This is a genomic window from Mesorhizobium sp. CNPSo 4661 (assembly GCF_057784215.1).
In genome coordinates this window covers 310670-322802 of sequence record NZ_JBWGIO010000002.1, presented here as the reverse complement: position 1 = coordinate 322802, position 12133 = coordinate 310670, and the positions used below count along the sequence as shown (strand labels likewise).

General features: G+C 62.1%; 11 protein-coding genes. 3 read left to right on the top strand and 8 right to left on the bottom strand.

From position 1 onward, the window contains the following. Positions 1–222 precede the first annotated feature (222 nt). Positions 223–723, bottom strand: a complete 501-nt coding sequence (locus AC0YKC_RS03530) for an MmcB family DNA repair protein (RefSeq protein ID WP_320294330.1) — start codon at positions 721–723, stop codon at positions 223–225. A gap of 350 nt (positions 724–1073) precedes the next feature. On the opposite strand from AC0YKC_RS03530, the gene AC0YKC_RS03525 reads away from it, so the two are divergent. Both AC0YKC_RS03525 and AC0YKC_RS03520 read left to right on the top strand, forming a co-directional pair. After that, positions 1074–1973 (top strand): DUF3800 domain-containing protein, encoded by a 900-nt coding sequence (locus tag AC0YKC_RS03525; RefSeq protein ID WP_488510313.1) that lies wholly within the window; start codon positions 1074–1076, stop codon positions 1971–1973. A 347-nt stretch (positions 1974–2320) separates the two neighbouring features. Next, positions 2321–2791, top strand: coding sequence for a nucleoside deaminase (locus AC0YKC_RS03520; RefSeq protein ID WP_488510077.1), 471 nt, complete (start codon positions 2321–2323; stop codon positions 2789–2791). 37 nt (positions 2792–2828) lie between these two features. On the opposite strand, the gene AC0YKC_RS03515 is transcribed toward AC0YKC_RS03520, so the two are convergent. Both AC0YKC_RS03515 and cueR read right to left on the bottom strand, forming a co-directional pair. Then, entirely contained in the window at positions 2829–3233 is a 405-nt protein-coding gene (locus AC0YKC_RS03515) for an OsmC family protein (protein ID WP_488510076.1), read from the bottom strand. A 28-nt stretch (positions 3234–3261) separates the two neighbouring features. Beyond that, the gene (gene cueR / locus AC0YKC_RS03510) at positions 3262–3672 is read right to left on the bottom strand and encodes a Cu(I)-responsive transcriptional regulator (protein WP_488510073.1); all 411 of its coding nucleotides are present in this window, start codon (positions 3670–3672) and stop codon (positions 3262–3264) included. A 224-nt stretch (positions 3673–3896) separates the two neighbouring features. On the opposite strand from cueR, the gene AC0YKC_RS03505 reads away from it, so the two are divergent. Next, positions 3897–4514: a L,D-transpeptidase gene (locus tag AC0YKC_RS03505; RefSeq protein ID WP_488510071.1), complete on the top strand. Its 618-nt coding sequence runs from the start codon at positions 3897–3899 to the stop codon at positions 4512–4514. A gap of 146 nt (positions 4515–4660) precedes the next feature. On the opposite strand, the gene AC0YKC_RS03500 is transcribed toward AC0YKC_RS03505, so the two are convergent. The 5 genes from AC0YKC_RS03500 to AC0YKC_RS03480 all read right to left on the bottom strand — a co-directional run bounded on the left by AC0YKC_RS03500 (position 4661) and on the right by AC0YKC_RS03480 (position 12053). Further along, complete coding sequence (locus tag AC0YKC_RS03500) at positions 4661–5230, bottom strand: NifU family protein (RefSeq protein WP_488510069.1); 570 nt, start codon at positions 5228–5230, stop codon at positions 4661–4663. A 275-nt stretch (positions 5231–5505) separates the two neighbouring features. Then, positions 5506–5997: a universal stress protein gene (locus AC0YKC_RS03495; protein ID WP_320294335.1), complete on the bottom strand. Its 492-nt coding sequence runs from the start codon at positions 5995–5997 to the stop codon at positions 5506–5508. Between the two features lie 202 nt (positions 5998–6199). Further along, complete coding sequence (trpS, locus tag AC0YKC_RS03490) at positions 6200–7267, bottom strand: tryptophan--tRNA ligase (protein ID WP_320294336.1); 1068 nt, start codon at positions 7265–7267, stop codon at positions 6200–6202. A gap of 342 nt (positions 7268–7609) precedes the next feature. Next, positions 7610–9211 (bottom strand): murein biosynthesis integral membrane protein MurJ, encoded by a 1602-nt coding sequence (gene murJ / locus AC0YKC_RS03485; protein WP_488510066.1) that lies wholly within the window; start codon positions 9209–9211, stop codon positions 7610–7612. 40 nt (positions 9212–9251) lie between these two features. Beyond that, the gene (locus AC0YKC_RS03480; protein ID WP_434725025.1) at positions 9252–12053 is read right to left on the bottom strand and encodes a [protein-PII] uridylyltransferase; all 2802 of its coding nucleotides are present in this window, start codon (positions 12051–12053) and stop codon (positions 9252–9254) included. Positions 12054–12133: the final 80 nt, after the last annotated feature.

The following is a 12133-nucleotide window of genomic DNA, read 5'->3' as shown; positions in this document are numbered from 1 at the left end:
TCTCCCCCGATCGACGGGGTAGAGGAAAAGCGCCAGGCTTTTTGCCCTCAACGCTCGTCCAGCGAGGCTCCCTTCCTTTCCCTCCGGAGGGGGAAAGGTGGCGCTGCGAAGCAGCGACGGATTGGGGGAACCACGTGGCAAGCAAGCCTCGGCCTGATCAGTCACGCCAGCCACAGAGGATCTGTGCATCTCCTACCCACTTGGTAGGGCGAGGAACCAGCGTTACTCGCTCTCGCCATCCAGCGCCGGCACCGCAACGCCGGCAAGCTCGGCTGCCAACAGCCGCGCGGCGCCCGCGCGGGCGATCCGCAGCATCAGCGCCTTGCGCGTCGCGGCCGCCATGCGGTGCTCCGGCGCATCGCGCATGATCTCCGCGCCATAGCCGTCGGAAAGGATGAAGCCGCATTCCTCGGGAAAGATCTCCTGCGGAACGCCGGGATGGGTGGCGAAGAAGAAGCGGTCCGAATGCAGCCGGTAGTCAGGCCATTTGCGGTCGACCCGAAAATCCTCGATCGAGGATTTGATCTCGATGATCCAGATGTCGCCCGGCCTGGTCAGCGCCACGAGATCGGCGCGCCGCCCGGTGGCCAAAGAAAGCTCAGGCAACACATGCGCGCCCATTTCGGAGAGCAGCCGCTGCACGCCGCGCCGCACCAGCATGGCGCGCTCCGACTGGCGGCCGTCGATCAAAGGGTTGAGGGGAATCGGGGAAACGATGGGCATGGGAAGCACCATGCCAGATTTTGTTCACGGTTTGAACCCCTGAAAGCCGGGCGATTATATATCTTACAGACCGATTGCCGAAATCCGTGGTGCTAGTAGGTGGAGAGTAAGTAGTTGGAGGCCATATTTCCTATTATCACGAGGAAGACGATCATGGTTATTATTATCCAGCCTATTATGGTCGACGGTTTCACGACGCTTTGTCCAGTGGTGCTAGTTGGTTGCCTTCTTCGGCTTGCTATCCTTCGGTGGCGGAGACTTCGCTACCTTCCTGATTGCCGCGTTCAACGGCTCTTCGGAATCGACCGTTTCAATCTTGCGCGCTAGCTCGCGGAACTTTTCGACTTGCGATTTTTGCTTCCGTTCGGGCATTCTCACGCTTCTTTCTGGGGTGTGGGAAGATTCAACAGTCCCTAATCATATACTGCGACGAATCCGACGATAAGGGCGAATTCTATTCACATTTTTACGGCGGCGCGCTGATCAATGCGCGAGATCAGGGCCACATAACAGAGATATTGAATGAGAAGAAGCTGGAATTAAATATCAATTCTGAGATGAAATGGGACAGGGTAACCGCGCCATACAAGGACAAATACATAGAGTTTATTAAGCTGTATTTTTCGTTTATCAAAAGCGGACACATCAAGGTCCGAATAATGTTCACACAAAACATCAATCAAGCACGCGGCCTAACGGACGAGCATATAGGCAATGACTACTTCCTGCTTTACTACCAGTTTGTGAAGCATTCGTTTGGACTGCGATATTGTAATGGCAATCATGCAGGCACTCGGGTAGCGCTTCTGTTGGATGACGTGCCTCAAACAAGCAAGAAGTTCGAGCTATTCAAGGATTACATGTCCTCTTTGTCTGCATTTCCGATTTGGAGGCAGGCCCAGGTATCTATCAAGAAAGAGGACATAGCGTCCGTCAATTCAAAAGCTCATCCGATTTTGCAGGGATTGGACATCATCTTAGGCGCGGTTCAATCGCGGTTAAACGAGAAGCACACCAGACCGCCAAGGCCCCGCGCCCGCAGATCGAAGCGGGCGATTGCCAAGGAAGCGGTCTACAAGGCCATCAAGGATGAAATCTGGTCGCTCTATCCAAACTTCAACGTTGGCACCAGTACAGCGTGCGCCAATGGCGTCGAAGAAAGATGGTCGCACCCTTACCGGCATTGGTTATTCAAGCCGAATAATAGCGTTCAAGACCTGAAAAGAGGTAAAAGGAAGAAGCCCCACTAAGGCCTACATCAATACCCCACGTACGAACGCAAGGCTTCGGCCAAAGCAGGGCTCACGAATCAAGATATAGCGTTTTAGGACCGATTCAAGACCATTAGGCTTGACTTGGTAAAAAAAGTCATTATATGGGCGCGCCGCCCACAGTTTTTCGTTCCATTACCGAAACTTTCGCGATTTTTTGCGCCAGCGTTCATGACCCGGCAATCTCATTGTGCGGTCAAAGTAGCACCAAAACCGGAATAGGCGGAATGCAAAGCTAGTGAGACGCTCGAGCCGTAGTCAAGAGAAGGTCAGCCCTTGCTAAGCATGTCCCCCGGCAGCAATCTCGCCATAAGAGGGATCCTGCCATGACCCGCGACCAGATGCTTGCCCACCTCCGGTCCGCCGACGCCGTCGCGCGCGAGGCGGCGGCGCATGGGCATCATCCGTTCGGTTGCGTGCTGGTCGGGCCGGACGATCGCGTGCTGATGCGGCAGGGCAATCTCGACACGGTGCGCCATGCCGAGACCGAGCTCGCCCGCCGCGCCGCGGCGGCCTATGAGCCGGAGTTCCTCTGGCAATGCACGCTGGTCTCGACTTTCGAGCCGTGCGCGATGTGCGCCGGCACGATGTATTGGGCGAATATCGGGCGGTTGGTCTACGGGGTCGAGGAAGCCAGCCTCCTGGCGCTGACCGGGGATCACGCGGAGAACCCGACGATGAGCCTCGCCTCGCGCACCGTGCTCGGCTCCGGCCAGAAGAAGATCGATGTCTTCGGCCCCTTCCCCGAAATCGCGGACGAGTTGACCGCACCGCATCGCGATTTCTGGAAGCGCTGACAGGTCCGCACCATATGTCTAGTCCTGCCGGCTTGCGCTAGGCGGTCTCGATCTCGACCGGAACGCCGTTGCGCAGCGAATTGGCAACGGTCGAGATCTGTCTCGCGCGATCGATGACTTTCTGCGGATCGGAACCATCGAGGGTTTCGCAAGACACCCTCATGACCGCGGAGGTGGCAAGGAGGGGCGACCCTTCGAGATCGAGCACGACCGTGACGGCGATCTTGCCGAGCTTCGTCTCCATCTCCGCGGCGGCGTATCGCAAGTCGTTGCAAAAGCAACCGCCGATCGCCAGGCCCAGCAATTGGCCGCCGTTGAACCCCAGTCCCTTGCCGCCTGCCTTACCCTCCGGGCGGTCGACGACAAGCGTATGGCCGCCGGCCCAGCCCATGGCCGCTTCGGTGCCTGCCACATTGCGCAATTCGACCGTCATTGAGACCATCGAGCTCTCCCGATTGGGTCGAATGATCCTAGCCGAGCAGTGCGGTGTTGTCCGCCGCGCCTGCCATGTCATCCAGGATCGGGCAGTCCGGCCGTTCGTCGCCGTGGCAGGCGTGGATCAGCTTCTGCAGCGTCGAGCGCATCGACTGCAATTCGCGCACCTTTTCCTCGATCGCCCTGACATGGGCGGCGGCGATCTCGCGCACGTCGTGGCTGGCGCGGTCGCGGTCCTGATAAAGCGCCATCAGTTGCCTGCAATCGTCGATTGAGAAGCCGAGGTTGCGTGCGCGGCGCAGGAAAGCAAGCCGGTGGATATCCTCGCCGGAGTAATCGCGATAGCCGTTCTCGGCCCGCGCCGGGCGGATCAATCCGATCTCTTCATAGTAGCGGATGGTCTTGGCCGGCAGGCCGGAACGCTCGGCGGCATCACCGACATTCATGGCGCTCTCCTCGAATAGCAGGCGGCTCCCTGAGCCCCTCATTGATTTTGCTTCACAATCCTGTGAGGCCTGTTGCGGAAATGCCGCAGTCGGGCACTTACCGGCACGTAAGGTCTTGCATATAGGCAGTGCGCGCTTGGCAAGCAAAAGAAATGCCAGCATGAATGATGGCAAGAAAGCGGCCGACTCGTGCCGCTCGTTAAGACAGGGCGTCGGACCTATTCATGCGCTTGAAGTCATTTGCAATCCTCGCCGCCCTTGCGCTGTCGACCGCGATCAGCGGGTGCAGCACCATCGGTGGGCAACTGTTCACCAACAACTATGGCGCGATGACCGATGCCGGCTATCAGCTGCCGCGCATCCCGATCGAGAAGGTCCCCGCCAGATACCACCGCCAGGAAGTGCGGTATGACTCTCCCGAGAAGCCAGGCACCATCGTCGTCGATACCCAGAACAAGTTCCTCTACTTCATCGAGGGCGACGGCATGGCGATGCGCTACGGCATCGGCGTCGGCCGCGAGGGTTTTGAATGGCACGGCACAGCCCATATCGCGCTGAAGCGCGAATGGCCGACCTGGACGCCGCCTTCGCAGATGATCAAGCGTCAGCCCGAGCTCGCCAAGTTCGCCGGCGGCATGGAGCCGGGGCTGAAGAACCCGCTCGGCGCGCGCGCCATGTATCTGTTCAACAAGGGCGGCGACATGGGCTACCGCCTGCATGGCAGCCCGGAATGGTTCTCGATCGGCAAGGCGATGTCGTCGGGCTGCATCCGGCTGATGAACCAGGACATTATCGACCTCTACGACCGCACGTCGGTCGGCGCCAAAGTCATCGTGATGTGATCACGAAAAAGTTTCGCAAGCGGACCGTCTAGGCAACAACAAGACGTCCAAAAACAGAAAACCGGGCTGTTGGGGCCCGGTTTTTTGTTTTTGGCGATAGGGGAGAGTTCGCCGCGCCGCGCCAGGCGGTCAGCGAAGTAGAATTCTCAGGCGACTTGCTCGACCTGCTGGACCTCGGGAACAAAGTGGCGAAGCAGGTTCTGGATGCCGTGCTTCAGCGTCGCCGTCGATGACGGGCAGCCGGCGCAGGCGCCTTTCATGTGCAGGAACACGGTGCCGTTCTCGAAGCCGCGGAAGGTGATGTCGCCGCCGTCCTGGGCAACGGCCGGGCGCACGCGCGTGTCGAGCAGCTCCTTGATGGTCAGCACCAGCTCTTCGTCGGCCTTGTCGTAGAATTCGCCGGTCTCGCCGGCTCCGCTCGCCGGAGCGGCCGCGGCCATGACCGGCGCGCCGGACATGAAGTGCTCCATGATGGCGCCGAGGATCGCCGGCTTCAGGTGCTGCCAGTCCGGGCCGTCCTTGGTCACGGTGATGAAGTCATAGCCGAAGAAAACGCCGGTGACGCCGGGGATCTCGAACAGGCGACCGGCCAGCGGCGAGGCCTCCGCAGCGGCTTCGGCGTTGCGGAAGTCGGCTGTGCCCTCGCGCAGCACTTCCTTGCCCGGCAGGAATTTCAGCGTCGCCGGGTTCGGCGTCGATTCGGTCTGGATGAACATGGGTATCTCCAGGCCCTTCCCGGGCCGATAGTTTGGAATAATTCTAAATAGGCTCTATCGGCTGGACATTCAAGCGAAACGCATCGCCCGAACGGCTGGCTGGCGGAATGTTTTTTCGACCCTTCATACACTTGAGAGGTGTTGAGATTCAGGTCAGGCCGAGTCGAGAACGGTGGTTTTCGAGAACCGGAGCGGAGCGTACTTGAAGTACGTGAGCACCGGAAGCGCAGGAAACCGCCGTTCGCAGGCCGGCCTCACCTGAATCTCAGCATATCTCAGGCGAGGCTGTCGATTTCTTCGTCCGACAGATTCTGCGGCACCACCGTGACCGGAATGGGGAAGGCCGCACCCCGGCCGGCAACCGCGCTGACCAGGGGGCCGGGGCCTTCCTTGCCGGCGCCGGCCGCCAGCACCAGGATGGCGATGTCCTGGTCTTCCTCGATCAGCTTGTGGATCTCTTCGGGCGGCTTGCCTTCGCGCACCACCAGCTCCGGCTCGATCCCGACGCTTTGACGCACCTTGTTGGCATAGCCGTCGAGTGCTCCGCGCGCCGTCGCGTTTGCTTCCTCGCGCATGATCTTTTCCACGCCCAGCCAGTGCTGGAAGTCGTCCGGCTCGATGACGTAGAGCAGCACCAGCACGCCGCTGGTGTGTTGCGCCCGCTTCGAGGCATAGGCGACCGCACGCTCGCATTCGGGCGTGTCGTCGATGATCGCCAGGAATTTGCGGCGATGGCCGACTTCGCGGCTGAGGCGTTTAGAGACCATGTCTATCTGCTCGGTATGGTTTCGACCGCAATCTGCCACTGCCGCGAACCGGCGGCAAGCCGCCGGCCGGTACGGCAATGGTCCGACGAGGTCGCCAGAGCGTTTCACCGTTCACGGAAACGGCGAACCGCTCTATCTTTTTTTGCTTTGACGCTATTCCGAACGGAAAACCGCTCACACTTTTTCCTGGAATTGCTTTGGATCAGTCCTGCAGCAGGCCGATAATGTCGCGCACCGTCTTCATCGTGCCCTCGGCGATCGCGCGGGCGCGGTCGCCGCCATCCTTGAGCACGGCGTCGACATAGGCGCGATCGCCCTCGATGCGGCGCATCTCGGAAGCGATCGGCGCCAGCTTCTCCACGGCAAGATCGGCAAGCGCCGGCTTGAACACGGAAAACTGCTGGCCGCCATATTCCTTCAGCACATCTTCCTTCGAGATCTCCGCGAGGCCGGCATAGATGCCGACGAGATTTTCCGCTTCGGGCCGGCTTGCCAGCCCGTCGATCTCGCTAGGCAAGGCTTCCGGATCGGTCTTGGCCTTGCGGATCTTCTTCGAGATGGTGTCGGCATCGTCGGTGAGGTTGATGCGCGAGAGATCGGACGGATCCGACTTCGACATCTTCTTCGAGCCGTCGCGCAGGCTCATGATGCGCGCCGCCGGGCCGCCGATGACCGGTTCGGTGATCGGGAAATAGCCGTTCACCGTCTCTTCGCCGACCTGCATTTCGACGCCGACGCCGAGTGCGGCGATCTTCTCGGAGAAGTCGTTGTTGAATTTCTGGGCGATGTCGCGGGTCAGCTCCAGATGCTGCTTCTGGTCCTCGCCCACCGGCACATGGGTCGCGCGGTAGAGCAGGATGTCGGCCGCCATCAGGCTCGGATAGGCGAGCAGGCCGAGCGAGGCGTTCTCGCGGTCCTTGCCGGCTTTGTCCTTGAACTGCGTCATCCGGTACATCCAGCCGATGCGCGCCACGCAATTGAAGATCCAGGCAAGTTCGGCGTGCTGCATGACGCGCGACTGGTTGAAGACGATGTGCTTCTTCGGGTCGATGCCGGAGGCCAGGAACGCCGCGGTGATCGAGCGTGTCTGGTCGCCGAGGTCCTGGTGAACGAGCTGCGCCGTCAGCGAATGCAGGTCGACGACGCAGTAGATGCAGTCGGACTGTTCCTGCAGGGCGACGAATTTCTTGATGGCGCCGAGATAGTTGCCGAGATGCAGATTGCCGGTAGGCTGGACGCCCGAAAAGACGAGTGGCTTGAAGGCGGACATTGTTTCCTCATGGCTTGTGGAGGGCCGTTTCGCGCGAGGCGAAAGTCTTTCGACGGCGCGCTTATGGACCAACGCCGTGGGCTGATCAAGAGCGGGCGGCACTGACATCGAAATGTGTGATATGGTGAGATGTGTCCCGTGATCCAGATGGAGAATGAATGCCTGTCGCGGTCGACGAACGGAAAGCCCCGAAGCGCAGGCCGGTCCACGAGGGGCCGCTGGAGACGGCGGCGCGGCTTCGGGCCGAATTCGGAGTCAAGCTGAGTGTGCAAGCACGTGAACCGTTGCCACGCTCGGCCTATGACGAATTGTCTGGCGAAGACGGGTGCCTATCGACGGCAGTCACGGATCTGGAGACTGTCCCGTAATAGGCGGTGCCTTCGACCCGCGCTTCACGTTCCTGCGGATCATGCCGAAATCGGCGCCGCCGGTGCCGAACGCGGCGATGAAGTAGAGCGCAGCGCCCCCGGCGACCAGCGCAAGCACGGTCGTCGCCTTCACGACCAGCGGCGAGCCAGGCCCGATCTGCGTGGCAAAGTGGCGCTCGGCAAAATAAAGCGCCACGGCCATGATCACCGCCGACAACACCAGCCTCGGGATGCGCTTCAACAGCGGGACGTCCCGGCCCCAATGGCCGCGCCGGATCAGCATGGCGAGCAGCATCAGCGCATTGACCCAGCCGGCGACGGCCGAGGCCACCGCGATGCCCGGCGCGCCCATCGACGGGAACAAGGTGAGCGCGGTGGCGACGTTCACGCCGACCGAGATGGCCGCGAAGATCATCGGGGTGCGCGTGTCCTCGCGCGCGAAATAGCCCGGCGTGAAGGCCTTGATCAGCACGAAGGCCGGCAGGCCGAGGCCGAAGATCGCCAGGATCGAGGCGACGATCGGCGTCGAGTGGTTGGCGGCGAAGGCGCCGCGCTCATAGACCAGCCGCACGATCGGTTCCGACATCACCCAGAGCGCCGCCGCCGCCGGCAGCGTCATGAACAAGGTGAACTCGACCGAGCGGTTCTGCAGATTGGCGGCCTCGATCAGATTGCCCGATTTCAGCGCCCGCGACAGTTCCGGCAGCAGCACGATGGCGACGGCCACGCCGACGACGCCGAGCGGCAATTGGTAGATGCGGTCGGCATAGGCCAGCGACGACACGGCGCTGTTCTGCGCCGAGGCGATCGCCGTGCCGATCAGCTGGTTGATCTGGGTGATGCCGCCGGTGATCGCCGCCGGCAGCGCCAGGATCAGGAGCCGCTTGACGTTGGGCGTCATCTTCGGCCGGCGGAAACCGATCGAGATGCCTGCATTGCGTACAGCGATCCAGACGATGGCGAGTTGCACGATACCCGCCGCCAGCACGCCCCAGGAGAGCCCGAAACCGACATCATGCGCGTCGAGCCCATGATACCAGGCATAGGCCAGCACGCCGATCAGGATGATGTTGAGGAAGGCGGGCGCGATCGCCGCCGCGAAATAGCGGCGCAGCGAGTTCAGCATGCCGGCCATCATGGCGCCGAGCGACATGCAGATCAGATATGGGAACATGATCGTCGCAAGCCGGACGGTCGTCTCGAACTTGCCCGGAATGTCGGCAAAGCCCGGCGCCACCAGGTAGCGCACGATCAGCGGCATCGCGAGCTCCATCGCGATGGTCAGCGCCAGTAGCGCCGAGAACAGCACGCCGAACACTTCCTCCGAGAAGCGCCTGGCGCCCTCATTGCCATGCTGCTCGATCTCCTTGGCGAACAGCGGCACGAAAGCGGCGTTGAAGGCGCCCTCGGCGAACAATCGGCGGAAGGTGTTGGGAAACTGGAAGGCCGCGTTGAAGGCATCGGCGACCGGCCCGGTGCCCAGCGCCGCCGCCATCAGCATCTCACGTCCGAACCCCAGCGCGCGGCTCATCAGCGTGCCGGAGGCGACGGTGGCGAATTTCTTGACGAGGCTCATGCTGGAGACGACTGCCAGGGAAATTGCGTCAAATGGATGGTCACTCGGCCGCCGCCTTGGCCTTGCCGTTGCGTTCGGTCGAATTGCCTTCGAGTGTATCGATCAGCCGCTTGTGGATGGCGGCGGTGCGCGTCGGGCTGTCGATCTTCTGACCGGTGAGGTCGGTGACGTAGAACGTATCGATGACCTTCTCGCCGAAGGTCGTGATATGCGCCGAGGCGATGTCGAGCGAAAGGTCGGACAGCGTCCCGGTGATCTCGGAGAGCAGGCCCGGCCGGTCCAGCCCCTCGACCTCGATCACCGAAAACCGGTTCGACAGCGTGTTGCGGATCTCGGCGCGCGGCGGGATGCGGAAAGCCTTGGCGCCGCGCTTCGGCTTGGTGCGCTTCTCGATCATCTCGGGCAGCCAGCTCTTGCCGGAAAGCACGTCCTCTATCAGCCGGCCGACGCGCTCGGCGCGGCGGCGCTCGTCCTCGTCGCGGTCGAATTCCCGCGAGATCAGGATGGAGTCGAGCGCGCGTCCGTCCGAGGTGGTGAAGATCTGCGCGTCGACGATGTTGCCGCCGGCCGCGGCGCAGGCGCCTGCAATGATCGAAAGCAGGCGCGGATGGTCCGGCGCCAGCACGGTGATCTCGGTCACCGCTTCGAACTCATGCGTCTTGACCATGGTGGCGAGCTTCTTGCCCGCCGCATCCGCCTCGCGGACGAATTCGGCGTGGCGCAGCTGGTCGTTGAGGTCGACGGCCAAGAGGTAATTCTCGTAGTGCTGCGCGACATAGCGCTTGCGCTCCTTGGCCGGCCAGGCCGACAGCGCCTCGGCCAGCCGTTCGCGCGCGGCGGAAGTGCGCTCGGCGCGCGACACTTCGGAGAAACCGCCGGTCAAGAGCAGCTCGGTCTCGAAATAGAGCGTGCGCAGCAGCTGGCCTTTCCAGCCGTTCCACACACCCGGCCCGACGCCCCGGATATCGCAGACGGTGAGGATCAACAGCAGCTTCAGCCGCTCGACCGATTGCACGATCGAGGCAAAATCCTCGATGGTCTTGCGGTCGTTGAGGTCGCGCGTCTGCGCCGTCATCGACATCACGAGATGGTTCTCGACCAGCCAGGCGACCGTCTCGGTGTCGGCCGCCGACAGCCCCATATGCGGGCAGATGCGCCGCGCGATCCGGGCGCCGGCTTCCGAATGGTCCTCCGGCCGGCCCTTGGCGATGTCGTGCAACAGCACGGCGACATAGAGCGCCTCGCGGCTTTTCTTCAGCCCCGGCATCAACGAATGCGACAGCGGATGCACCTTGGCGCCGTCGCCGCGCTCGATTTCGGCCAGCACGCCGATGCAGCGGATCAGGTGCTCGTCCACCGTATAGTGGTGGTACATCGAGAACTGCATCATGGCGACGATCTTGCCGAAGTCGGGGATAAGCCTGCCGAGCAGCCCCGCCTCGTTCATGCGCCTGAGATTGAGCTCGGCGTTGCGGTCAGACGTCAATATGTCGAGGAACAGGCGGTTGGCTTCTTCGTCGCGCCGGAGCGACTTGTTGACGAGGCCGAGCGAGCGTGTGAGCAGCTTGAGCGCGTCGGGATGGAACTCCAGCCCGTGCTTGTCGGCGAACCAGAAGAGTCTCAGCAGGTTGACCGGATCGCGCTCGAACACGCCGTCGTCGGCGATGTTGATGCGGTGGTTGTCGACGATGAAGTCCGACGTTCCCGCAAGCTTGCGCTTGCGCCGCGAAAAAGTGAGGAAGATGCGGTTGAAGCCCGGTACGTGCTTGGCCTGCTCTTCCTCGAGCGCCGCGCAGAAGATGCGGGTGAGGTCGCCGACATCCTTGGCGACGAGGAAATAGTGCTTCATGAAGCGCTCGACGGCCGACAGGCCGGGATGCGTCGTATAGCCCAGGCGCTCGGCGATCTCGCGCTGGATGTCGAAATGCAGCCGCTCTTCCGCCTTGCCGGTGAGGAAGTGCATGTGGCAGCGCACCGCCCACAGGAAATCCTCGGCCTTCTGGAATTCGCGATACTCGGCATCGGTGAAGACGCCCTTCTCGACCAGTTCCTCGCCGGTGCGCACGCGATAGAAATATTTGCCGATCCAGAACAGCGTCTGCAGGTCGCGCAGCCCGCCCTTGCCGTCCTTGACGTTGGGCTCGACCAGATAGCGGCTTTCGCCGGCCTTGGCATGGCGCTCGTCCCGCTCGGCAAGCTTGGCCTGCACATATTCCGGTCCGGTCGTGCGAACCACTTCATGGTCGAAGCGGGTGAGCAGCTCGTCATAGAGCTTGTGTTCGCCCCACAGGAAACGCGCTTCCAGGATCGAGGTGCGGATGGTGATGTCGCTGCGCGAGAGCCTCAGGCACTCGTCGATATTGCGGGTGGCATGGCCGACCTTCAGCCCCATGTCCCACAGCATGTAGAGCATGTATTCGACGATCTGCTCGCCCCACGGCGTCTGCTTGTAGGGCAGCAGGAAAAGCAGGTCGATGTCGGAGCCCGGCGCCAGCGTGCCGCGGCCGTAGCCGCCGACGGCCACGACAGCCATGCGCTCGGCCACCGACCGGTTCTTGACGCGGTAGACATGGGTGGCGGCGAAGTCATAAAGCGCCCGGATCAGCTCATCCATCAGATGCGAGAGCCGCTCGGCGCAGGCATTGCCGCCGCCATCCTGCTTGAGCATGGCCTCGGCGATCTTTCGACCTTCCGCCATCCGGCCTTTGAGCAACTGGAGGACGGCGGTACGGACGGCCGGGCCCGAGCCGTCGCCGGCGCTTGCCGCCGTCAACGCGGTCAAGTCGCGGCGCAAGGCGTCGCCATCGATGATTTCGTCGAGTTTCAGGGAGATCTTTGCCATTCGGCGGCGTCTATAGCCTGTTTTCGCGGCTCTGTGTATGGGGCGGGCCGCCGCGTTTCCAGCGGCGCGCGACGGACGCC